We start from the raw sequence: 21,901 nt of genomic DNA, 5'->3' as shown, positions 1-21,901 counted from the left end.
CGGCGCGTCCACGACGGTTCGAGGGCCTCACGACGCCCGCCCCAGGTGCTCGCCCGCGGCATCGAAGATCAGCCGGGTCTTGGTGGTGAGCTCCCGGCGGACGAACTCCGCTGCCTTGCCCGGGTCGGTGTCCGCCCCGAGCATGCGCCGGGCGCCCTCCGCGTCGACCAGGACGGTGTGGCGGGACGTCACGACCGTGCGCCCGGACTCCTCCGCCAGCGACCAGCGCACCACGTGGGCCCGGCCCACCGGCGGCAGCAGCAGCTGCTTGAACACGATGGCGCGGTGCGGGAACCCGATCCGCACCGTCTTGGTGGTCAGGGTCCCGCCCCGGGCCTCCGCGGTACGCATCTCGACGAGCTGCGCGTCGCCGGTGCCCTGGACCTGCACTTCGCTCACGTGCGGGATCCGGTCGGGCCACGCGCCGGCGTCCCACAGGAAGTCGTAGACGTCCGCCGGCCGGCCGGGGAGGTGCACCGTCTCGCCGAACACCAGCAGCAGGTCCGGACGTTCGGCCAGCGGCTCGGCGGCCGCCTTCACCCCGGCCAGCTCGGCGTCGCTGATCCGGTCGATCGTGTCCCGGATGTCGTCCGGCGCCGAGGAACCGGCCGCCCGGAACCGGTGCACCAGGCGTACCCGGGCGGCGCGCTCGCCGGCCGGCTCGACCACGAAGGAGCGTTCCATCGCGGCCAGCGCGGGCGGAAGCTGCTCCGGCCGGTAGTCGATGCGCAGCCGATCCGGGTGCAGGACCCGGTGCTTGACCCACCGGTGCACCTCGCCGTCGCCGTGCGACCACACCGTGACGCGCTCCTCGGCGCCCGCCGTCCCGCCCTCGGCCACGTCGAGGTGCACGAACGGCCCGAAGATCCACGCCCAGTTGCCGGCGTCGGCGAGCAGCCGGTAGACGTCCTCGGCCGGCGCGGCCACGTCGATCACGTGCTCGACCGACTCGCCGGCGTGCTCCGGCGCCGCCGTGGGCCGGCCGGTCACGGCCACACGCCGACGAAGAAGCCCGGCCCGCCGCTCTCCGCGGTCACGTACTCGACCTGGCCGCCGGCCTGCGTGAACGCGCTCTCGTACTGATCGCGGCCGAAGAGGGTCAGCCGGTCGACCTCGTCGTGGTGCCGGATGCCGTCCTTGTCGGCGTCCAGGTAGTGGATCTCCATGCGGGTGGTGTCGCCCTCGCGGGTGGAGTGCGCCACCCGGGCCACGGTGCGCCCGTCACGGGTGACCACGTGCCCGGAGACGTACCGGTCGATGAAGGTGTCCGGGAAGTACCACGGCTCTACCACCACGACGCCGCCCGGCGTCAGGTGCCGGGCCATGCTCTGCAGCGTCCGCTCGAGGTCGGGGCCGGTGGACAGGTAGCCGATCGAGCTGAACATGCAGGTGATCACGTCGTACCGGCGGCCGAGGTCGAACGTGCGCATGTCGGCGAGGTGCAGCGTCACCTCGGGCAGCCGGCGCCTCGCCGCCGAGAACATCGCGTCGGAGAGGTCCAGCCCCTCCACGTGGTCGAACTGGGAGGCGAACGCCTCCAGGTGGATGCCCGTGCCGCACGCCACGTCGAGCAGCGTCGCGGCGTCCGGCCGGCGCGAGCGGACCAGTCCGGCGACGAGCTCGGCCTCGGCCCGGTAGTCCTTGCGGTCCTGGTACACCAGGTCGTACACATCTGCGGCGTTGTCGCTCTCATACATGCCGCAATTCTTGAAGCCGCCGCTGGAGCCCGGCTTGACGAACGGTCGGGTCCCGGCCGGGTTCCGCGACGCGGAACCCGGCCGGGACGACGGAAGACCGTCACACGACCTCGATGGTGGCCATCTGCCCCCACTCGGAGTGCGGCAGCTGGTGGCAGTGGAACACGAACCGGCCGGTGTACCCGGACCACGTCATGGCGATCCGCACGGTGTCGCCCGGAGGGATCCGCACCACGTCCTTGCAGCCGAGCTCGGTAGGCGCGGGCGGCTTGCCGTTGCGGTCCAGCACCCGGAAGTCCGCCAGGTGGGTGTGGAAGCTGTGGTTGAGGTGGAAGTTCGGCGGCGGGCCGGCCGGGTCGGCGTTGGTGATCGTCCAGATCTCCGTGGTGCCCAGGCGGGTCTGCACGTCCACCCGGTTGGGGTCGTAGACGTTGCCGTTGATCAGCGCGCCCCGGGTCCAGTCCTGCGCCAGCACGAAGTTGCGCTCCACCGTCGCCTTGGGCAGCGGCGGGACGGCCGCCAGCTTGCCGGGCACCTTGCTGCTGTCGCTCGCCGTACACACCACGTCGAAGCGCATCACGTCCGCGTTCTCGGTGGCGAGCGCGGCCGCGTTGACCAGCACCACGGAGCCGCCCACGGCGTAGCGCGCGAAGTCGACCACGACGTCGGCCCGCTCGCCGGCGCCCAGCAACAGGCTCTGCACCCGTACCGGCTCGCTCAACAGCCCGCCGTCGGTGCCGATCAGGACGAACTCCGAGCCGTCGGCGAACCGCAGGTCGAACGGCCGGTCGACCGACGTGTTGAAGATGCGCAGCCGGTAACGGCGGGCGGCGACCTCGAAGCGCGGCCGCTCCTTGCCGTTGACGAGCACGTGCGGCCGGTCCTGGGCCCGCGTGTAGTACAGCGTGCCGTCGGACAGCACCCGCGCGTCGCGGATCTGCAGGGGCACGTCGTACCGCCCGTGCGGCAACGGCAGCGACTGCTCCTGCTGGTCGGTCACCAGGTACGCGCCGGACAGCCCGCTGTAGACGTTGTCGCCCTCGATCATGTGCGCGTGGTCGTGGTACCAGAGCGGCGCCGCGGACTGGTTGTTCGGGTAGTCGTACACCCGGGACGCACCGGGCGCGATGGTGTCGGTGGGGTGGCCGTCGTGCGCGGCCGGCACCTTGCCGCCGTGCAGGTGCACCCCGGTCAGCACGCTCAGCTCGTTGGTCTGCCGGATCCGCACGGCCCGGCCCCGCTGCGCGACGATGGTCGGCCCCGGGAACAGGCCGTTGTAGGTGTTCACCGTGCTGAGCAGGCCCGGGATGATCTCGACGCGGGCGGTACGCATGGTGATGTCGTAGCGGTCGCACCGGCTGTCGCGGGCCGGCGCGAGCACCGGCGGAATCGGCATGACCGCGGTGAACGGCGTGGACTCGGCCGGGGGCACCGGGTCGGCGGCGGCGGCGATCTGCTCCAGCGGCACGATTCCCGCCACGCCACCGACGGCGGCGAGCTTCAACATATCCCGACGGGTAAGCATTATCGGTTCCCTCGCATTCACGAACACCCAGGGATGGAGATGTCCGCGATGCTGTCAGCCGTCGATGGGCGGCAGCTCGAGGTGAGCTTGAGTACGGCGGAACCGGGACCCCGTGCCGCCGGTCGCCGGAGGGGCGCAACGCGGGACACCGGGGTACGCCACGGCGTCCCCCGGTGTACGCGCCCTCCGGCGACCGGTCGAGTCGGTGGGTGGGTCAGGCCGTGCCCTCCACGTGGCGGCGCGCGTGCTGCAACGTGGCCAGGCTGTTGGTACTCAGGGCGGTGTGCAGGTAGTCCCGGGTGCCGGCCACGGTGGCGTCCGCACCGAGCACCCGTGCGATGTTCGCCTCGTTGATGGCCACCGTGTGCCGGGAGGTGACGGCGACCCCCGCGTCCTGCTCCTCGAAGAGCCACTGCCCGGTGTGCAGGGACATCAGCGCCGGCAGCACGATCTGCTTGTAGACGATCTTCTCGTACGGCAGGCAGACCCGCACCGAGCTGGTGGTGTGCACCGAGCCGTCCTTGGCGCGGGTGTCCATCTCCAGCAGCTGCAGACCGGGGCCGTCCTCCCGCAGCGAGACGCGGGCGACGTGCGGCAGGCGCTGCTCCCACAGCTGGGCCTGGTTGATGAACTCGTACACGTCCTTCGCGGACCCGTCGATGTGCACCGTGTCGTCGAAGGTGAAGAGCAGGCCGGAGTCGCCGGTGGCCAGTTCCGCGTTCGCCTTCAACGCCGCCAGCTCCACAGTGCTGTTGGTGTCGACCGCCCGGTCGATCCACTCCAGCTTGTCCGGGTCGTCGTCGACCGCGCGGAACTCGTGCAGCAGCCGCACCCGCGACGCGCCCTCGCCGGCGTCCTCGATGATCCACGTACCCGCCATGGCGGCGACCGGCGGCTGCGACACCTCCTGGCGGAACTCCACCCGCCGCGCCGCCGGGTCGAGCACCCGCCGGGACTGCCAGGTCTTCGCCTCGCCGTTCGCGGTCGCCCAGATCTGGATCCGTTCCTGCCGGTCGCCGCGTTCAAGGTGCTCGACGTGCACGCTCGGCGGGAAGATCTGTGGCCAGTTCGCCACGTCGGCGATCAGTCGATACACCGCGTCCGCTCCGGCCTGCACCCGGATCTCGTGTTCCACGGTGCGTGTGCCCGTCGACGTCATGCTGTCCCTCCTGGTTGGATGAAGCGGTTGGCGGCGGATCAGAAGTTGCCGAGGCCACCGCAGACGTTGAGCGCCTGGGCGGTGACCGACGCCGCAGCGCCGGAGGTCAGGTAGCCGACCATGCCGGCGACCTCCTCGGGGGTGGCATACCGGCCGAGCGGGATCTTGGCCTGGAACCGCTCGAGGACCTCTTCCTCGGAGATCTCCCAGGCGGCGGCGTAGCCCTGCCGCACCCGCTGCGCCATCGGCGTCTCGACGTATCCGGGGCACACCGCGTTGACGGTGATGCCGGTCTTGCCCAGCTCGTTGCCCAGGGCCTTGGTGAAACCGACGACGCCGTGCTTCGACGCCGAGTACGGCGCCCCGAGCACCACGCCCTGCTTGCCGGCCGTGGAGGCGATGTTGACGATGCGCCCCCAGGGCTTCTCCCGCATGCCGCCCACGCTGAGCACGTCCCGGGTCATGAAGAAGACGCTGTTGAGGTTGGTGTTGACGACGTCGAGCCACAGGTCGTCGGTGATGTCGGCGGTGACGCCGCCACCGCTGCGCCCCGCGTTGTTGACGAGGATGTCGACGGTGCCGAACCGGCGGACGGCGGCCTCGACGAACCCGCGCACCTGCGCGGGGTCGCCGACGTCGCACGGGCTGCCGTCGACCTCCAGGCCCTGGTCGGTCAGCTCCTTGACGGTGTGCGTGATCCGGTCGGCGTCGCGGGCGCCGAGGTAGACGCGGTGGCCGGCGTCGGCGAGCAGCTTGGCGATCGCGAGCCCGATGCCGCTGGTCGCTCCGGTCACCACGGCGGTGCGTCGGGGTTCCTGGGACATGTGTTCTCCTGGCGATGAGGGGTGGAAGGAATTGGTCGACGTGTCACGCGGCGGTGTCGGTCCGGTCCTCGCGCAGGATCCGTTCGACGATGGCGGTGGTGTGCCGGCCCGCCCGGAACTCCTCGTCGTGCAGGACCTCGCGCAGGAACCCGGCGGTGGTGTGTACGCCCGGGCCGGCGACCCGGAACTCCTGCAGCGCCCGGTCCATGCGGGCGAGAGCCTGCTCCCGGTCCGGGGCCCACACCACCACCTTGGCCAGCAGCGAGTCGTAGGCCGCGGGCACCCGGTAACCGGCGAAGCCGTGGGTGTCCACGCGGACGAACGGCCCGCCCGGCGGCACGAACTCGCTCAGTACGCCGGGAGCGGGCGCGAACTGCCGCCCCGGGTCCTCCGCGTTGACCCGGGCCTCGACGGCGGTGCCGTGCAGCCGTACGTCCTCCTGCCGGAGCGCGAGCCGCTCACCCGCCGCGATCCGCAGCTGCTCACGCACCAGGTCGATGCCGGTCACCATCTCGGTGACCGGATGCTCGACCTGGATCCGGCAGTTCACCTCGATGAAGAAGAACTCGCCCGCCGGGCTGACCAGGAACTCGAAGGTCCCCGCGCCGGTGTAGCCGACGCTGCGGGCCGCGTCCGCGGCGAGCCGTCCCATGCGGTCGACCACGTCGGCGCCGAGCCGCGGCGGCGGGCTCTCCTCCAGCAGCTTCTGGTGCCGGCGCTGCACCGAGCAGTCCCGGGCGCCGAGGTGGACGGCGTTGCCGTGGCCGTCGGCCAGCACCTGGATCTCCACGTGCCGCGCGTCGGGGAGATAGCGCTCGACGTAGACCCGGGCGTCCCCGAACAGGGCCTGCGCGGCGCCGGTGGTCTCCCGGTAGGCCGCGGTGAACGAGTCGGCCTCGGTGACGACCCGCATTCCCCGGCCGCCGCCGCCGGCCGCGGCCTTGAGGATCACGGGATAGCCGACCTCCTGCGCCACCGCGCGCGCCTCCTCGGCGGAGCGCAACGGTTCGACGCTGCCCGCGAGGATCGGCAGCCCGGCCCGGGTCATCAGCCGGCGGGCCTGCACCTTGTCCCCGAGGTCCGCGATCACCCCGGGCGGGGGACCGATGAAGACGATCCCCTCGGCACGGCAGATCTCCGCGAAGTCGGGGTCCTCGCTGAGGAACCCGTACCCCGGGTGGATGGCGTCCGCGCCGGTGCGCCGGGCCGCCTCGATGATCGCCGGCGCGCTGAGGTAGCTGCGCTTGGCCGCCGCCGGACCGATCCGCACCTTCTCGTCGGCGGCGCGGACGACCGCGGAATCGGCGTCCTCGGTGGAGTAGACGGCGACGGTGCCGACGCCCATCTCGCGACAGGTCCGCGCCACCCGCAGTGCGATCTCGCCCCGGTTCGCGATGAGCACCTTGCGAAACACGTCGGCCCCCTCAGCCCGCGTCGACGTCGGCGAGCGCGAACAGGTGCTCGCCGAACTCGACCGGCTCGCCGTCCGCCTTCAGCGCGGCGGTCACCCGGCCCGCCTGATCGGCCTCGACGGGGACCATGAGCTTCATCGCCTCGATGATGCCGATCTGCTGTCCCGCGGCCACGACGTCGCCCTCGCGGACGAACGGCGGCGCGCCCGGCGCGGACGCCCGGTAGAAGACCCCCACCATCGGGGCCGCGAGGAAGCGCCGGCCCGGCGGCGCGGCGGGCGGCGCGGGGCGCTCCGGCGGCGTCAGCTCGAGCGCCGGCACGTCGACGGGGGCGCCGGCGCCGGGCTCGGGCCACTCGATCTCGAACGAGACCCCGTCGGCGCTCAGGCGCATGGCCCGCGGCGGCTGCGGTGCCTCCTCGAGGAACCGCAGCGCGCTGTCGCGCAGTCGCTCGACGAGGTCCGCCAGGTCGGCGTGGGGTCGTTCGCGTTCGGGGGCCCGGTGGGTGCGGTCCGCGCCGGTGGCGTTCTGGTCGCGGTGGTTGTTCGTCAGGCTGTGGGTCACTGTGGTCTCCCCGGATGTGGCGTCAGGACTCGACGACGACGTGCGCGCCGAACGCTCGGAAACGGTCCCGGCGACCGGCCACCAGCGCGTTCGCGTCCAGCGCCGAGAGCCGGCGTACGGCGTCGGCCAGTGCGGCGCCGACCCGCTGCACGGCGAGGTGCGGATCGGCCTGGCTGCCGCCCGGCGGCTCCGGCACGACCCCGTCGACGACGCCGAGGCGCAGCAGGTGGCCGGCGTCGATGCGGAGTGCGGCCGCCGCGGTGCGCGCCATGCCCGGGTCGTTCCACAGGATCGCGGCGCAGCCCTCCGGGCTGATCACCGAGTACGTGGCGGACGAGCAGATGAGCACCTCGTTCGCGACGGCCAGGGCCAGCGCGCCGCCGCTGCCGCCCTCCCCGGAGACCAGGGTCACCACGGGTACGGGCAGCGTCGACATGAGCCGGATGTTTTCGGCGATGGCACCGGCCTGGCCCTGCTCCTCCGCCGACACCCCCGGGTAGGCGCCGGGCGTGTCCACGATGGTGACCAGCGGGAGCCGGAGCTTCGCGGCCATGCGCATGAGGCGGGCGGCCTTGCGGTATCCCGCGGGCGTCGGCATGCCGTAGTTGCGCGTGGTCAGCTCGGCGGCCGTACGGCCCTTCTGATGCCCGACCACCATGACGGGCATCCCGTCGAGGCGTGCCGGGCCGCCGACGATCGCCCGGCAGCCCCCGCCGACGCGGTCGCCGTGCAGCTCCTGGAAGTCCTCGAACGCGCCCGCCAGGTAGTCCAGCGTGGTCGGGCGATCCAGGCTCCGGGCGGTCTGCACCGCCTGCCAGGCGTCGCCCGCGCTCAGCCGGGAATGGTCGCGGATCACCTCGCTGTCCGGTGCGCCCTCGCCCGCGGGTGCGGCCGGGCCGCTCGGCGCCGGTGCGGCGTTCCGGCCGCCGCCCACCCGCAACAGCCGGGCGAGCGCCGGGCGCAGCTCCGCCCGCGGGCAGATCACGTCGATGTGCCCGCGCTCCCGCAGGAACTCGGCCGTCTGGAATCCGTCCGGCAGGGTCTCGCGGATCGTCTGGGCGATCACCCGGGGCCCCGCGAACCCCATGCGGGCCCCCGGCTCGGCGATGATGACGTCGGCCAGGGAGGCGAAGGACGCCGCGACCCCGCCGTACGTCGGGTCGGTGACCAGTGACAGCGTCAGGATGCCGGCCTCGTCGAGCCGGGCCAGCGCCTGGCTGGTCTTGGCCATCTGCATCAACGAGACCGCGCCCTCCTGCATCCGCGCCCCGCCGGAGGCGGACACCAGCAGCAGAGGGACCCGGCGCTCGACGGCGATCTCCGCGGCGCGGGTGATCAGCTCACCGACCACCGCACCGAGGCTGCCGCCGAGGAAGCGGAAGTCCATCACCGCGGTGACGACCGGCTCGCCGAGCACGGTTCCGGCGGCGAGCAGCACCGCCTCGGTCATGCCGGTGCTCGCCCGGGCTCCGGCCAGCCGCTGCGGGTAGGGCGCGGTGTCGGTGAACCCCAGCACGTCGGCGTCGCCCGCGGCGTACTCGAACAGGTGCCGGCCCTCGGCGTCGAGCAGCTGGTCGATCCGTTGCGCCGCGGTCAGCCGATGGTGGTGCGAGCACTCCGGGCAGACGTGCTGGGCACGCGCCAGCCGCTTGCCGTACAGCAGCGTGCGGCAGCCCGGGCACAGCACCCAGTCCGCGGCACCGGCGAGCTTCGGTTGCGTTCTGCCGGTCATCGGCATCGTCCGCCTCCTGCCCCCGCCCCGCTCAGCCGCCGTTGATCACGTCGAGCAGCTGCCGCGGCGTCTGGGCGCCGAGCGCGACGTCGTCGTCGAGCGCGATGCCGAACTCGCGGGTGATCCGTACGGCGGTTTCCAGCAGCGCCAGCGAGTCGTAGCCGAGGTCCACGAACTCGGTGTCCAGGATGTCGCCGTCGAGATCGACGCTGTCATCGGCACCGGCGGCCTCACGAAGGATGCGCTTGAGGTCATCGAGGGTGATCACAGTTGTGGGCACGGGAGGCTCCTTTCGGTCGCGGCAACGGTGTCGCCGCCTCGGTCATGGGCGTACGCGGCGGGCCGGGAGCTCACGGAGCGGCCCGGACCACGACAGCAGAGTTGAACCCGTGGTGTCCACGGGCCAGCACGAGGGCCGTCCGCACCCGGGCGGCCCGCGCGGTGGTGACCAGATCGAGGCCGTAGAGCGGGTCGGCGTCGACGTTGATGGTCGGCGGGATCACCCCGTCGCGCAGGCACAGCAGCGCCGCCACCAGGTCCAGCGGCGCCCCGCCGGAGTACAGCCGGCCGGTCATGGTCTTGGGGGCGGTGACCGGGACACCGTGCGGGAAGACGGCGGCGATCGCGGCGGCCTCGGCGGCGTCCCGGTCGGGGTCGGCCGCGGCGTCGGCGAACACCACGTCCACGTCGTCGGGCGTCAGACCGGCGTCGGCCAGGGCGAGCTCGATCGCGCGGCGGAGCTGCGGCGGACGGCCGCTGCCCGGCCGGGGGTCGAACGTCGCGCCGTATCCGGCGATCTCGCCGTAGCAGTGCGCCGCGCCCCGGGCGTGCGCCGCCTCGGCGTCCTCCAGGATGAGGATCGCCCCGCCCTCGCCGGCGACGTAGCCGCCTGCCCTGCGGTCGAACGGCAGGTACGCCCGGTCGGGGTCGTCTCCCTCGCTGAGCCGGCCACCGGCCTGCTGCGCCACCCAGCCCCACGGGCACAGCGAGGAGTCGACGCCACCGGAGACCATGGCGGTGGTGCCCTTGCGGATCTGGCGCCGCGCCTGGGCCACGGCGTCGAGGCCCCCGGCCTGGTCGGTGACGAGCACGCCGCTGGGGCCGCGCAGGCCGTTGCGGATGGAGATCTGGCCGGTGTTCACGGCGTAGAACCAGGCGAAGGACTGGTACGCGCTGACGTGCTCGCCACCCTTGCTCCACAGGTTCTGCAGTTCCCGCTGGCCGAACTCGAACCCGCCGGCCGAGCTGGCGGTCACCACGCCGGTGGCGAACTCCGGCAGGGTGCCCGGCGTGATGCCGGCGTCGGCGAGGGCCCAGTCGGCGGCGACGAGTGCCATGCGGGTCATGTGGTCGGTCTGGGGCAGCAGCCGGCCGGGCAGGTGCTCGCGGGCCTCGAACCCGCGGACCTCGCCGGCCAGCGTCGCCGGATACCCCGCCGCGTCGAACCGGGTCACCGGGCCGATGCCGCTGCGGCCGGCCACCGTGGCGGCCCAGTACTCGGCCGTACCGAGGCCGTTGGGCGCCGTCACGCCCATGCCCGTCACCACCACCGGCGTCGTCATGCGGTCTTCCTCTCGGGGGTCGTGAGAACCATCGCGGACTGGAACCCGCCGAATCCGCTGCCGACGGTCAGGACCGTGTCGGTGCGCCGCTCGCGTGCCACCAGGGGCACGTAGTCCAGGTCGCATTCGGGATCGGGGGTGGTCAGGTTCGCCGTCGGGGGGACGACGTCGTGCTCCATGGCCAGCGCGGACGCGGCGATCTCGAGCGACCCGATGGCGCCGAGCGAGTGCCCGATCATGGACTTGATCGAGCTGACCGGGGTGCGGTAGGCGTGCTCCCCGAGGCTCCGCTTGAAGGCGGCGGTCTCGTGCCGGTCGTTCTGCTTGGTGCCCGAGCCGTGCGCGTTGACGTAGTCGATCTGCTCGGGGTTCACCCGCGCCTCGGCGAGCGCGGAGCGGATCGCCTCGGCCATCTCGCGCCCGTCGGGACGCAGGCCGGTCATGTGGAACGCGTTGCTCCGGGTGGCGTACCCGGCGATCTCGGCGTAGATGTGCGCGCCGCGTCGCCGGGCCCGCTCGTACTCCTCCAGGACGAAGACCGCCGCGCCCTCCGCGAGGACGAAGCCGCTGCGCGTGCCGTCGAAGGGCCGCGATGCGTGCGCCGGGTCGTCGTTGGCCGGGGTGGTCGCCTTGATGGCGTCGAAGCAGGCCACGGTGATCGGCGAGATCGGGGCGTCGGTGGCTCCCGTGATCATGACGTCGGCGGATCCCTCGCGGATCAGCTCGGCGGCGTGCCCGACCGAGTCCAGCCCGGACGTGCACCCGGTGGAGACCAGCGCCACCGGCCCCTCCGCGCCCACCGCCCAGGCCACCTCTGCCGCGAACGAGCTGGGTACGAAGTAGTCGTAGAGGTGGCGCACCGCGTACTCGTGGTCGACCAGCCAGCGGCGGCCGCCGTCGCTCACGACCCGGTACTCCTCGTCGAGCTTCATGGTCGCGCCGACCGCGCTGCCGATGGTCACGCCCAGCCGGCCCGGGTCCAGATCGTCGGGCTCCACGCCGCTGTCCGCCACCGCCTCGCGCGCGGCTACCACCGCGAACTGTGCGGCACGGTCCATCCGCCGGACCTCCTGAGGGCCGAGGCCGTGGCTCTGCGGATCGAAGTCGATCTCGGCGGCGACCTGCGAGCGGAACGGTGCGGGGTCGAAGAAGCTGAGCCGCCTGGTCGCTGTCCGGCCCTCGCTGATCAGGTTCCAGAAGGCCTTCGTGCCGATGCCCTCCGGCGCCAGCACCCCCATCCCCGTGATGACCACACGACGACGCAATGTCTGCCTCCGATTCGAGAACATGTCCGGTACCGCCGCCATCTGCCGCCGGCGGTGACGGCCGGCCGGTGGCCCGCCTCCGGTACCGCCACCGAGGCTGGCAGCACGGCCTTGAGCCGGAGCGGGACGACATCTGGAGGACCGCTCTACGTTCGGTGGAGTTCGTGGCCCGGGGCGGCGGCGTTGCTCGCCGCTCCAGCGCCGCTCGACGGGACGTGGTGGCGCCCGGGGCACGATCGGGCCCGGTGTCAGGGGCCTGCGGCCGACGTCCCGGGCCGGGGAAGAGGGGAGCCGGCGGATGACGGCAGTGGACCGGACGGTGGGGTCGGCCGAGCTGATCGAGGTGGCGCCGGGGATCCACGCCTACGTCCAGCCGGACGGCGGCTGGTGCCTGAGCAACGCCGGTCTGATCACCGACGGCGGCGAGGCGGTCCTCATCGACACCGCGGCGACGGAACGCCGGGCCCGGCATCTGTACGCCGCGGTCACGGCCGCCGCCGGCACCGCGCCGCGGACGGTGGTGAACACCCACTTCCACGGCGATCACACGTTCGGCAACTTCCTGTTCCGGCCCGAGGCGACGGTCATCGCCCACGAGGCGGGCCGGACCGAGGCGGCCACCGCCGCGCTCGGCCTGTGCGGGCTCTGGCCGGAGGTCGACTGGGGATCGATCCGGCTGTCTCTGCCCACGCTCACCTACCGCCGGAGCCTCACCCTGCACGTCGGCCGGCTCCGGATCGAGTTGTTCCATCCCGGGCCGGCGCACACGACGGGGGACACGGTGGTCTGGGTCCCGGAGCACCGGGTCCTGTTCACCGGCGACATCGCGATGCACGGCGCGACGCCGTTCTGCCTCATGGGGTCGGTGGCGGGGTCGCTGCGCACGATCGAGCGCCTCCGCCGGCTCGACCCGCGGACGGTGGTGACCGGCCACGGCCGGGTGTCCGGCCCCGAGGTCCTGGACGAGACGGCGGCCTATCTGCGGTGGGTCCGGCGGCTGGCCGTCGACGGCGTCCGCCGGGGCCGAGCGCCGCTGGCCGTGGCGCGGGAGGCGGACCTCGGTGGCTTCGCCGCCCTGCTCGACCCGGAGCGGCTGGTCGGCAACCTGCACCGCGCGTACGCGGAGGTGCGCGGCGAGCCCCTCGGCGCGGCGCTGGACGTACTGTCGATCTTCCAGGAGATGGTGAGTCTGCACGGCGGCCCGTTGCCCTGTCACGCCTGAGCCGTCGCCGCCGGCAGCCCTGCCCGTCGCTCAGGAGCGGCTCGCCGCACCGCGGATGGCCATCCACCACGCCCGGTTCTCCCGGTACCACCGCACGGTCTGCGCCAGCCCCTCCTCGAGGGATACCTTCGGCGCGTAACCCAGCTCGGTGGCGATGCGGGTGATGTCGACGGCGTACCGCAGGTCGTGGCCCTTGCGGTCGGGCACGTGCTCGACCATCGACCAGTCCGCCCCGACGGCCGCCAGCAGGCGCTCGGTCAGTTCCCGGTTGGTGAGCTCCGCGCCGCCACCGATGTTGTAGACCGCACCCGGGCGCCCGTGCTCGGCGACGAGCTGCACGCCCGCGCAGTGGTCGTCGACGTGCAGCCAGTCCCGCCGGTTCAGCCCGTCGCCGTACAGCGGCACCTTGCGGCCCTCGAGCAGGTTCGTGACGAACAGCGGAATGATCTTCTCGGGGTACTGGTAGGGGCCGTAGTTGTTGGAGCACCGCGTGACGCACACCGGAAGGCCGTGGGTGCGGTGGTAGGCGCGGGCCAGCAGGTCCGACGAGGCCTTGGAGGCGGCGTACGGGGAGTTCGGCTCCAGCGGGTGGGTCTCCGGCCAGGAGCCCTCGTCGATGCTGCCGTAGACCTCGTCCGTGGAGACGTGCACCACCTTGCGCACCTGCGCGTGAAGCGCCGCGCTCAGCAGCGCCCCGGTGCCCATCACATTGGTACGGACGAACTCGGCCGAGCCGTCGATCGACCGGTCGACGTGGGACTCCGCCGCGAAGTGCACGACGATGTCGTCCGCCCGCAACAGGCGCCGGAGCGCGTCGTCGTCGCAGACGTCGCCCACCACCAGGCGGAAGGCCGGGTGTTCCGCCACCGGGTCCAGGTTCTGCCGGTTGCCGGCGTAGGTGAACTTGTCGAACACCACGACCTCGGCCGCCGCGAACGCCGGATACGCCCCGCTCAGCAGCCGGCGGACGTAGTTGGACCCGATGAAACCCGCACCGCCGGTCACCACCACACGCATGTAAACCCCTCAGGTCACCAGTTCGGAAAGGCCGGCCATGCTGGCGACGTCCAGCACGTACCGCCCGTAGGCCGATTGCTCCAGTTCACGACCGAGCCGATAGCACTGCTCGGCGTCGATGAAACCCATGCGCAGCGCGACCTCCTCGATGCAGGCGATGCGGATGCCCTGCCGCTTCTGGAGGATCTCGATGTACTTGCCGGCTTCCATCAGCGACTCGTAGGTGCCGGTGTCCAGCCAGGCGACGCCCCGGTCGAGGTCCACCAGCGAGGCCCTGCCGCGCTCCAGGTACGCCCGGTTGATGTCGGTGATCTCCAGCTCGCCCCGCGGCGACGGGCGCAGCGTCCGGGCGATGGAGACGACCTCTCTGTCGTAGAAGTACAGCCCGGTCACCGCCCGGTTCGAGCGCGGAAGCTGCGGCTTCTCCTCCAGACCGATCAGCCGGCCCGCCTCATCGACCTCCGCGATGCCGTAGCGTTCCGGGTCCTGCACCACGTACCCGAACAGCACGCATCCGTCGAGCCGTGCCACGGCGTCCTGCAGGACCCGGGAGAAGCCGGCTCCGTGGAAGATGTTGTCGCCGAGGACGAGCGCGACGTCGTCGTCGCCGACGTGGTCGGCGCCGATGATGAAGGCGTCGGCGAGCCCCCGGGGCTCCGGCTGCTCCGCGTACGAGAGGGTGAGGCCCAGCCGCGAGCCGTCGCCCAGCAGGCGCCGGAACAACGGCACGTCGTCGGGCTGCGAGATGATGAGGATCTCGCGGATACCGGCGAGCATGAGGATGGAGAGCGGGTAGTAGATCATCGGCTTGTCGTAGACCGGCAACAGCTGCTTCGACACGCTCCGGGTGATCGGGCGCAGCCGCGTCCCCCTACCTCCGGCCAGGATGATTCCCTTCACGCCGATATCCCTTCTGGCGCCGTCCCGGCAACGGACGGAACCCGTTCGGATCGGATGAGTGCAGTCTCGGCAGCGCCGGTCGTAGCCGCCTCAAGACGCGATACAGGTTCCCTGCAGCCGCCCCGGCTCGAGCACGCGTCGACCTGCCGTCGAGAGTGTCGCGCCACGATTCCGTCGTCACGATCACCGCCGTACGGATGCATCCCGAGGGAGCCGTCGTTGATCAACCTCTTCGAGCCACAGCTGGGTGACGCGGAACTGGCGGCCATGCAGGAGGTGGTGCACAGCCGGTGGATCGGCCACGGGCCGCGCACCGCGGCCTTCGAGGCCGAGTTCGCCGCGCACCTGGGCGTCGACCCGGCCGGGGTGCTGTTCCTCGCGTCCGGCACCGCCAGCCTGTTCCTCGCCGTCGAGCTGCTGGACCTGCAGCCGGGCGACGAGGTCGTCATGCCGTCGGTGAGCTTCATCGCCGCGGCCAACGCCGTGCTCGCCGAGGGCGCCCGGCCGGTCTTCTGCGACGTAGACCCCCGGACGCTCAACCCGAGCCTCGAGGACGTCGCCGCCGTCGTCGGCGAGCGTACGAAGGCCGTGGTGATCCTGCACTACGGCGGCTACCCGGGCGACGTGCGGCGGATCGCGGACTTCTGCCGGGAGCGCGGCATCACCCTCATCGAGGACGCGGCGTGCTCGGCCGCCTCCAGCGTCGACGGCCGGGCCTGCGGCACCTTCGGCGACCTGGCGATCTGGAGCTTCGACGCGATGAAGGTCCTCACCACCGGCGACGGCGGCATGCTTTACGTGCGCGACCCCGAGTTGGCCCGCCGCGCCCGGCGGCTCTCCTATCACGGGCTGGCCCGGCTCAGCGGGTTCTCCGGGGCGAAGGTCGCCGGCCGCTGGTGGAAGATCGACGCCCAGGAGCCCGGCCGGCGGGTGATCGGCAACGACCTCACGGCCGCCATCGGCTCCGTGCAGCTGCGCCGCCTCGGCGAGCTGGTGGGCCGGCGCAAGGAGATCGTCGACCGGTACGGCCGGGAGCTGGCCGGCGTCGACGGCGTGCGGCGGCCGCCGGAGCTGCCCGCCGGGCACCGCACCTCCTACTACTTCTACTGGATCCAGGTGCCGGGCGCCGCCCGCGACGACATCGCCTCGGACCTACTCGCGGCCGGCATCTACACGACGTTCCGCTACGAGCCACTGCACCGGGTGCCGCTCTACGGCTTCACGGGCTCCCTGCCCCACGCCGAGCAGCTCGCCGCCGAGACGTTGTGCCTGCCGCTGCACCCGGGGCTGTCGGACGCCGACGTGCACACCGTCGTCACCGAACTGCGCAGCGCCGTCAAACGACGCGCGTGACATCCGCGCCACCTGAGGCCGAGGAGGACTTCCACTGTGACGCTCGAGGGAGCGACCGGAACGGATCTCTCGCCGCCGGACGCCGCGGGTCCCGACCGCGCGACGTTCCTCGACGTGATGGCGAGCGTCCCGACCGGCGTCACGATCCTGACGACGACGGACGAGCACGGCACGCCGTACGGGATGACGGCCAGTTCCTTCTGCTCGGTCTCGCTCGATCCGCCGCTGGTGCTCGTCTGCGTGGCGACCTCCGCGAGCTGCTTCCCCGCGTTCATCCGGTGCGGCCGCTTCGCCGTGAGCGTCCTGCGCCCCGAGCACGCGGCGTTGGCGCGGCGGTTCGCCAGCAGGTCGGCCGAGAAGTTCGCCGCCGGTGGCCTGCGGCCGGCGACGTCCGGGCTCCCGGTGGTCGACGGCGCCCTGGCGACCCTCGAGTGCCGCGTGTACGACCGGCACCTCGCCGGGGACCACGTGATCCTCGTGGGTGAGGTGCGCCGGGCGCGGTGGGCGGGCGGCACGCCCCTGGTCTACGCCGGCCGGGTCTTCACCGAGCTGGCGTCGTGACCGCCGCGCCCTCGCCGGGCGCACCCGAAGGACCGCCGGCCGCCGGCCGCGCGGTCCGCGAAGCCGAGTAGCAAATTCAGGGAAGGTGGCAGCATGGCCCGTCGCTTGTTCACGTCCGAGTCGGTCACGGAGGGCCATCCGGACAAGATCGCTGATCAGGTCAGCGATGGCATTCTCGATACGCTTCTGGCGCAGGACCCGCGTAGCCGGGTGGCGGTGGAAACGTTGATCACCACCGGTCAGGTGCACGTGGCCGGGGAGGTGACCACCACCGCGTACGCGGACATCCCGGAGATCGTGCGGCGCACGATCCTGGACATCGGGTACGACTCGTCGAGGAAGGGTTTCGACGGGGCGTCGTGCGGCGTGAGTGTGTCGATCGGCTCGCAGTCGCCGGACATCGCGCAGGGTGTGGACACGGCAATCGAGCAGCGGTCCGGGCAGGCCGGTGACGATCTGGACTCGCAGGGCGCCGGTGACCAGGGCATGATGTTCGGCTTCGCCTGCTCGGAGACCCCGGAGCTGATGCCGCTGCCGATCGCGCTGGCGCACCGCCTCGCCCGCCGGCTGTCCGCGGCCCGTAAGGACGGCACGATTCCGTACCTGCGGCCGGACGGCAAGACCCAGGTCACCATCGAGTACGACGGCCTGCGCCCGGTGCGCCTCGACACGGTGGTGGTGTCCAGCCAGCACGCCGCCGACATCTCGCTGGAGTCGCTGCTGACGCCGGACGTGCGCGAGCACGTGCTGGCGCCGGAGCTGGAGGGGCTGGGGCTGGAAGCCGAGGGTTACCGGCTGCTGGTGAACCCGACGGGCCGCTTCGAGATCGGTGGGCCGATGGGGGATGCTGGTCTGACCGGCCGCAAGATCATCGTGGACACCTACGGCGGGTATGCCCGTCACGGTGGTGGCGCGTTCTCGGGTAAGGATCCGTCCAAGGTGGACCGTTCCGCGGCGTACGCGATGCGGTGGGTGGCCAAGAACGTGGTCGCTGCGGGTCTGGCCGAGCGGTGTGAGACGCAGGTGGCGTACGCGATCGGCAAGGCGCATCCGGTGAGCCTGTTCGTGGAGACCTTCGGCACGGAGAACGTGCCGACCGAGCGGATCGAGAAGGCGATCAACGAGGTGTTCGACCTGCGTCCGGCCGCGATCATCCGTGATCTGGACCTGATGCGCCCGATCTATCAGCAGACCGCGGCCTACGGTCACTTCGGCCGGGAGCTGCCCGACCTGACCTGGGAATCCACCGAACGCGCCGTGGCTCTCAAGGCCGCCGCCGGCGTGTGAACCGACCCCGCCCGGCCGCCCGCCGCCCCCAAGGCGGCGGCCGGGCTTCCGCGCACCGGTTACGGACGGTGGTCGAGGGCCTCTGCGATGAACGTCACTTCACTTTGCAGTGCGGCCGGGCGACCGGTCGGCCCGGCCCCACTCGTCCCGGATCAGGCTCGGGGAAAACCCCCCTATCCCCACCGGATTCGGCCTCTTCGGCGCATTGTGGAGAGCCATGGGCGGCCGTAAGGTTGCCTGGCTACGTTGCGAAAGTTAACGACCTCGCAGGCCTGTGGCCTGCATCGATCTGCGACGTTACGAAAAGTTTGCAGCCCTCCGCCTTGTCCGGTCGATACCGTGGCGGGCGTTCGCCGGGCCAACGTCAAGTCCTATGTAAAGAGACCAATCCGCACTCAGCGTCACGGGGTTGACCGGTGGCATGCGCCGGAACTTTACTGAAGACAAGTAAGAAGCGTTTGACCAGGCACCACAACCTCGTCCGAAGCCCGGCATCAGCGCCGAGGCGGGGCGCTTTCCCGGGCCGCACAGCGCATCGGAGGCATGCCTTTACCGGATGACAGCACGAGCCGACGGAACTGTCCAGCAGCACAACAACACACGGGGGTTATTTTGTTGTACGCCGAGCCGGATTCCTTGAAGAGTCACTTTCCAGTGCACGACTTCGCATCCCGGCAGCACGGCCACCGCGCCGCAATGGAGAACCAGGACGTCACGTTCGTCACGCTCGGTTCGCTGCGGGTCTGGAACGGCGGACGGGATTGCACGCCGAAGACGCCCAAGGTCTTGCAGGTGCTGGCGCTGTTACTCATGAGGGCCAACCGCGCGGTGCAGACCGAGTCGCTGATCAACGAACTGTGGGGTGACGAGCCGCCTCGCAGCGCGCTCACCACGATCCAGACGTACGTCTACCAGCTGCGCCGGCTCATCGAACGGGAAGGCCTCGGCGACGGCGCCGACGGCAACATGCTGATCACGCAGTCGCCCGGGTACATCCTCCGGCTCCGGCCGGGCCAGGTGGACCTGGACAGCTTCGCGGAGCTGCGCCGTACCGGCCGGGCGCACTTCATGCAGGGGAACTTCGCCGAGGCGTCCGCGAACCTGCGCGCCGCCCTGGCCCTGTGGACGGAGAACGCGCTCGCCAACGTCAAGCTCGGTCCCCAGCTCACGGCCCACGTCGTCGACCTGCAGGAGCAGCGCCGTACCGCGCTGCAGATGGCGATCGAGGCGGAGCTCGAGCTGGGCATGCACCGGGAGCTGGTCGGTGAGCTGCGCTCCACCGTGGCGCAGTACCCCCTGGACGAGTGGTTCCACCAGCGGCTGATGCAGGTGCTGGACCGCTGCGGACGACGCAGTGACGCGCTCGGCGTCTACCACCATCTGCGCCGGACCCTCGGCGACGAGCTGGGCATCGACCCGTCACCGGAGATCCAGGAGCTGCACCGGCAGCTGCTGGAGTAGGTACGGACGGGCAAGCCCGCCGGCCCCGGGGCCGGCGGGCTTCTTCGTGCCGGGACGCCGGTCTAGCGCTTGAGCACGAAGTCCCGGATCGTCTCGCCGATGTAGTCCACCATCTCGACGGTGAGACTCGGGTACACGCCCACCCAGAAGGTGTGCTCGGTGACGACATCGCTGTTGTCCAACGGGCCGGCCACGCGGTACTGCACGTCGGCGTAGGCCGGGTGCCGGGTGAGGTTGCCGCCGAAGAACCGGCGCGTGCTGATCCGCCGCGACTCGAGATGATCCACCAGCGCCTGCCGGGTGTACGAGGCCTCCGGGTCGACGGTGAGCACGAAGCCGAACCAGCTGGGGTCGCTGCCCGGGGTCGGCTCGGGCAGGATGAGTCCCGGCAGCCCGTCGACGATCTCCCGCAGGCGCGCCCAGTTGCGGCGCCGTACCGTGCCGAAGTCCGTCACCCGCTGGAGCTGGCTGAGTCCCAGCGCCGCCTGCAGGTCGGTCGACTTCAGGTTGTATCCCACGTGGGAGAAGATGTACTTGTGGTCGTAGCCACGCGGCAACGTGCCCAGCTGGTGGTCGAAGCGCTTGAGGCACTTGTTGTCCTGCCCGGGCTCACACCAGCAGTCCCGTCCCCAGTCGCGGATGGACTCGACGATCCGGGCCAGCGCGAGGTTGTCCGTGAGCACGCAACCCCCCTCGCCCATGGTGATGTGGTGCGCGGGGTAGAAGCTCGTGGTCGCCAGGTCGCCGAAGGTGCCGGTCAGCCGGCCCCGGTAGGTCGTGCCGACCGCGTCGCAGTTGTCCTCGATGAGGAACAGGTTCCTGTCCTCGGCGAGCTGCGCCATCTCCTCGACGGCGTACGGGTTGCCCAGCGAGTGCGCGATCATGATGGCCCTGGTGCGGGGCCCGATCGCGGCGGCGACCCGCTCGGGCGTCGTGTTGTAGGTGCCCAGCTCGATGTCGACGAAGACCGGCACCAGGCCGTTGTTGATGATCGGATTGACGGTCGTGGGAAAGCCGGCCGCCACGGTGACGACCTCGTCGCCCGGCCGCAGCCGATGCTCCTCCAGCTGCGGTGAGGTCAACGCGCTGAGCGCGAGCAGGTTCGCCGACGAGCCCGAGTTGGTCAGGTGTGCCTTGCGCAGCCCGAAGTAGCGGGCGAACTCGCGCTCGAAGCGCTGCGAGCTGACGCCCGCCGCGATGCGCATTTCCAGGGCGGCCTCGACCAGGGCGACCCGGTCGTCGGCGTCGAGCGTCGCGCCGGAGGCCAGCAGCTGCGTCTCGCCGGGCGTGAACTCACCCCCGGCACGGCTCTCGTGGTAGTCGCGCACGAGCGAAAGGATCTCGCGCTTCTGGTTGTCCATTCTTCCCCTATCCGATCCGCGACGTTTCCCCGCTCACCGGAGCGCCTGTGCCCGGTCGTGCGCGGCTTGCCGGCCGGCCTCGACGAGCCCGGCCTGGGTGACGATGCTGTCGTCGACGAGTGGCCCCCGCCGTACGGCCCGCGCGAAGGCGGCCAGGGTGTTGCTGCACTGGTCGTCCGCCGGCAGGACCACTTCGCGCACCGTCCCCTGCCGCTCCACGTGCACCGTCGGCCGGTGGGTGGCGGCGGGGGTGAAGGCGTGGTCGAGCCGGATCCGGCCGAGGTCCCCGTCAACCTCGTACCGGGAGGTGTAGTCGTGTGCCATGCCGAAGGTGAGATGCGCGGACATGTCGTCCGGGCCCTGGACGAGCACGCGGCCGCCGAGGTCGACGCCGAGCCGCTCGTCGACGTCGAGTTCGGCGGTCCGCACGGTCAGCTCCGGCCCGAGGAGCAGCTGGGCGGCCCGCAGCGGATAGACCCCGACGTCGTTGAGCGCACCGCCGCCGAGGTGCCGCTGGAGGCGGATGTCACCCGGCGGTCGCGGCGGCACGGCGAACCTGGCCGTGACGGCACGTACCCGCCCGACGGCCCCGTCGGCGATCAGGGCGCGGACGTGCCGGTGCTGGCTGTGGTGGACGAACATGAAGTTCTCCCGCAGCACCAGCCCGGCGTCCCGGGCCAGCGCGACCGCCTCCTCGGTCTCCGCGAGGGTGGTGGTGAGCGGCTTCTCGGCCAGCACGTGCTTGCCCGCCCGGATCGCCCGGCACACCCACTCGTGGTGCAGCGCGGCGGGCAGCGGAACGTAGACAGCATCGACGTCGGAGCGTTCGAGGACGGCGTCGTACCCCTCGACCGCTTCGCCGCCGAATCGGCCGGTGACCGCCCGGCCCCGGTCCGGGTCGCGGCTGCCCACGGCCACCAGTGCCAGCGAAGGCGACGCAGCGACAGCGGGAAGCACCCGCCGCACGGCGATGTCGGCGCACCCGAGCACGCCAAGGCG

20 protein-coding genes are annotated in these 21,901 nt (G+C 71.8%); 5 read left to right on the top strand and 15 right to left on the bottom strand.

The annotated features are described in order from the left end of the window. Positions 1-27: 27 nt before the first annotated feature. From EV385_RS17200 to EV385_RS17150, 11 genes are all read right to left on the bottom strand, one after another. Positions 28-990, bottom strand: a complete 963-nt coding sequence (locus EV385_RS17200) for an aromatase/cyclase (protein WP_165449518.1) — start codon at positions 988-990, stop codon at positions 28-30. Next, a complete protein-coding gene (locus EV385_RS17195; RefSeq protein WP_130510378.1) occupies positions 987-1,697 on the bottom strand; it encodes a class I SAM-dependent DNA methyltransferase in 711 nt (236 codons plus the stop codon). The genes EV385_RS17200 and EV385_RS17195 overlap by 4 nt, the downstream gene beginning before the upstream one ends. Before the next feature lie 100 nt (positions 1,698-1,797). Continuing rightward, positions 1,798-3,204 carry a multicopper oxidase family protein gene (locus tag EV385_RS17190; protein WP_165449517.1) on the bottom strand — a complete coding sequence of 469 codons (1,407 nt, stop codon included), beginning with the start codon at positions 3,202-3,204 and terminating at the stop codon, positions 1,798-1,800. Between the two features lie 232 nt (positions 3,205-3,436). Then, a complete protein-coding gene (locus EV385_RS17185; protein ID WP_130510376.1) occupies positions 3,437-4,381 on the bottom strand; it encodes an aromatase/cyclase in 945 nt (314 codons plus the stop codon). Between the two features lie 38 nt (positions 4,382-4,419). Further along, positions 4,420-5,205 (bottom strand): SDR family NAD(P)-dependent oxidoreductase, encoded by a 786-nt coding sequence (locus EV385_RS17180; RefSeq protein ID WP_130510375.1) that lies wholly within the window; start codon positions 5,203-5,205, stop codon positions 4,420-4,422. A 43-nt stretch (positions 5,206-5,248) separates the two neighbouring features. Then, the gene (locus EV385_RS17175; protein ID WP_130510374.1) at positions 5,249-6,619 is read right to left on the bottom strand and encodes an acetyl-CoA carboxylase biotin carboxylase subunit; all 1,371 of its coding nucleotides are present in this window, start codon (positions 6,617-6,619) and stop codon (positions 5,249-5,251) included. A gap of 10 nt (positions 6,620-6,629) precedes the next feature. After that, the gene (locus EV385_RS17170; protein ID WP_242624927.1) at positions 6,630-7,181 is read right to left on the bottom strand and encodes an acetyl-CoA carboxylase biotin carboxyl carrier protein; all 552 of its coding nucleotides are present in this window, start codon (positions 7,179-7,181) and stop codon (positions 6,630-6,632) included. A gap of 22 nt (positions 7,182-7,203) precedes the next feature. Beyond that, positions 7,204-8,913 (bottom strand): acetyl-CoA carboxylase, carboxyltransferase subunit beta, encoded by a 1,710-nt coding sequence (gene accD / locus EV385_RS17165; protein WP_130510373.1) that lies wholly within the window; start codon positions 8,911-8,913, stop codon positions 7,204-7,206. A gap of 31 nt (positions 8,914-8,944) precedes the next feature. After that, positions 8,945-9,193 carry an acyl carrier protein gene (locus tag EV385_RS17160; protein WP_130510372.1) on the bottom strand — a complete coding sequence of 83 codons (249 nt, stop codon included), beginning with the start codon at positions 9,191-9,193 and terminating at the stop codon, positions 8,945-8,947. A gap of 70 nt (positions 9,194-9,263) precedes the next feature. After that, entirely contained in the window at positions 9,264-10,475 is a 1,212-nt protein-coding gene (locus EV385_RS17155; RefSeq protein ID WP_130510371.1) for a ketosynthase chain-length factor, read from the bottom strand. Further along, on the bottom strand, positions 10,472-11,764 hold the full coding sequence (locus EV385_RS17150; protein WP_130510370.1) for a beta-ketoacyl-[acyl-carrier-protein] synthase family protein: 1,293 nt from the start codon (positions 11,762-11,764) through the stop codon (positions 10,472-10,474). The genes EV385_RS17155 and EV385_RS17150 overlap by 4 nt, the downstream gene beginning before the upstream one ends. Positions 11,765-12,038: 274 nt before the next feature. Between EV385_RS17150 and EV385_RS17145 the strand changes: the two genes are divergently transcribed. Further along, the gene (locus tag EV385_RS17145) at positions 12,039-12,962 is read left to right on the top strand and encodes an MBL fold metallo-hydrolase (protein ID WP_130510369.1); all 924 of its coding nucleotides are present in this window, start codon (positions 12,039-12,041) and stop codon (positions 12,960-12,962) included. Positions 12,963-12,992: 30 nt separating this feature from the next. Here EV385_RS17145 and rfbB read toward each other — a convergent pair whose 3' ends face one another. Then, positions 12,993-13,979: a dTDP-glucose 4,6-dehydratase gene (gene rfbB / locus EV385_RS17140; protein WP_130510368.1), complete on the bottom strand. Its 987-nt coding sequence runs from the start codon at positions 13,977-13,979 to the stop codon at positions 12,993-12,995. A 9-nt stretch (positions 13,980-13,988) separates the two neighbouring features. Continuing rightward, complete coding sequence (gene rfbA, locus EV385_RS17135) at positions 13,989-14,879, bottom strand: glucose-1-phosphate thymidylyltransferase RfbA (protein ID WP_130510367.1); 891 nt, start codon at positions 14,877-14,879, stop codon at positions 13,989-13,991. Between the two features lie 219 nt (positions 14,880-15,098). Here rfbA and EV385_RS17130 point away from each other — a divergent pair, with 219 nt between their 5' ends. From EV385_RS17130 to EV385_RS17115, 4 genes are all read left to right on the top strand, one after another. Beyond that, on the top strand, positions 15,099-16,232 hold the full coding sequence (locus tag EV385_RS17130; protein ID WP_130510366.1) for a DegT/DnrJ/EryC1/StrS family aminotransferase: 1,134 nt from the start codon (positions 15,099-15,101) through the stop codon (positions 16,230-16,232). Between the two features lie 36 nt (positions 16,233-16,268). Beyond that, complete coding sequence (locus EV385_RS17125) at positions 16,269-16,793, top strand: flavin reductase family protein (RefSeq protein WP_242624926.1); 525 nt, start codon at positions 16,269-16,271, stop codon at positions 16,791-16,793. 93 nt (positions 16,794-16,886) lie between these two features. Beyond that, on the top strand, positions 16,887-18,080 hold the full coding sequence (gene metK / locus EV385_RS17120; protein ID WP_130510365.1) for a methionine adenosyltransferase: 1,194 nt from the start codon (positions 16,887-16,889) through the stop codon (positions 18,078-18,080). Between the two features lie 696 nt (positions 18,081-18,776). Beyond that, the gene (locus EV385_RS17115; RefSeq protein ID WP_130510364.1) at positions 18,777-19,541 is read left to right on the top strand and encodes an AfsR/SARP family transcriptional regulator; all 765 of its coding nucleotides are present in this window, start codon (positions 18,777-18,779) and stop codon (positions 19,539-19,541) included. A 62-nt stretch (positions 19,542-19,603) separates the two neighbouring features. On the opposite strand, the gene rfbH is transcribed toward EV385_RS17115, so the two are convergent. Together rfbH and EV385_RS17105 are read right to left on the bottom strand one after the other, a co-directional pair. After that, the gene (gene rfbH / locus EV385_RS17110) at positions 19,604-20,902 is read right to left on the bottom strand and encodes a lipopolysaccharide biosynthesis protein RfbH (RefSeq protein WP_130510363.1); all 1,299 of its coding nucleotides are present in this window, start codon (positions 20,900-20,902) and stop codon (positions 19,604-19,606) included. 33 nt (positions 20,903-20,935) lie between these two features. Continuing rightward, positions 20,936-21,892, bottom strand: a complete 957-nt coding sequence (locus EV385_RS17105) for a Gfo/Idh/MocA family protein (protein WP_278045026.1) — start codon at positions 21,890-21,892, stop codon at positions 20,936-20,938. Positions 21,893-21,901 lie beyond the last annotated feature (9 nt).

Origin of the sequence: Krasilnikovia cinnamomea (assembly GCF_004217545.1) — a bacterium.
Classification (GTDB): domain Bacteria; phylum Actinomycetota; class Actinomycetes; order Mycobacteriales; family Micromonosporaceae; genus Actinoplanes; species Actinoplanes cinnamomeus.
Note: the sequence above shows the minus strand (reverse complement) of the source record. Positions and strands in the feature narration are given on the sequence as shown.

Excerpts from the sequence above, each read along its gene's own strand:
- EV385_RS17195 (WP_130510378.1), bottom strand. The coding sequence starts at position 1,697 with ATGTATGAGAGCGACAACGCCGCAGATGTGTACGACCTGGTGTACCAG.
- EV385_RS17190 (WP_165449517.1), bottom strand. The coding sequence starts at position 3,204 with ATGTTGAAGCTCGCCGCCGTCGGTGGCGTGGCGGGAATCGTGCCGCTG.
- EV385_RS17185 (WP_130510376.1), bottom strand. The coding sequence starts at position 4,381 with ATGACGTCGACGGGCACACGCACCGTGGAACACGAGATCCGGGTGCAG.
- EV385_RS17180 (WP_130510375.1), bottom strand. The coding sequence starts at position 5,205 with ATGTCCCAGGAACCCCGACGCACCGCCGTGGTGACCGGAGCGACCAGC.
- accD (WP_130510373.1), bottom strand. The coding sequence starts at position 8,913 with ATGACCGGCAGAACGCAACCGAAGCTCGCCGGTGCCGCGGACTGGGTG.
- EV385_RS17155 (WP_130510371.1), bottom strand. The coding sequence starts at position 10,475 with ATGACGACGCCGGTGGTGGTGACGGGCATGGGCGTGACGGCGCCCAAC.
- EV385_RS17150 (WP_130510370.1), bottom strand. The coding sequence starts at position 11,764 with ATGTTCTCGAATCGGAGGCAGACATTGCGTCGTCGTGTGGTCATCACG.
- EV385_RS17145 (WP_130510369.1), top strand. The coding sequence starts at position 12,039 with ATGACGGCAGTGGACCGGACGGTGGGGTCGGCCGAGCTGATCGAGGTG.
- rfbB (WP_130510368.1), bottom strand. The coding sequence starts at position 13,979 with ATGCGTGTGGTGGTGACCGGCGGTGCGGGTTTCATCGGGTCCAACTAC.
- metK (WP_130510365.1), top strand. The coding sequence starts at position 16,887 with ATGGCCCGTCGCTTGTTCACGTCCGAGTCGGTCACGGAGGGCCATCCG.
- EV385_RS17115 (WP_130510364.1), top strand. The coding sequence starts at position 18,777 with ATGGAGAACCAGGACGTCACGTTCGTCACGCTCGGTTCGCTGCGGGTC.
- rfbH (WP_130510363.1), bottom strand. The coding sequence starts at position 20,902 with ATGGACAACCAGAAGCGCGAGATCCTTTCGCTCGTGCGCGACTACCAC.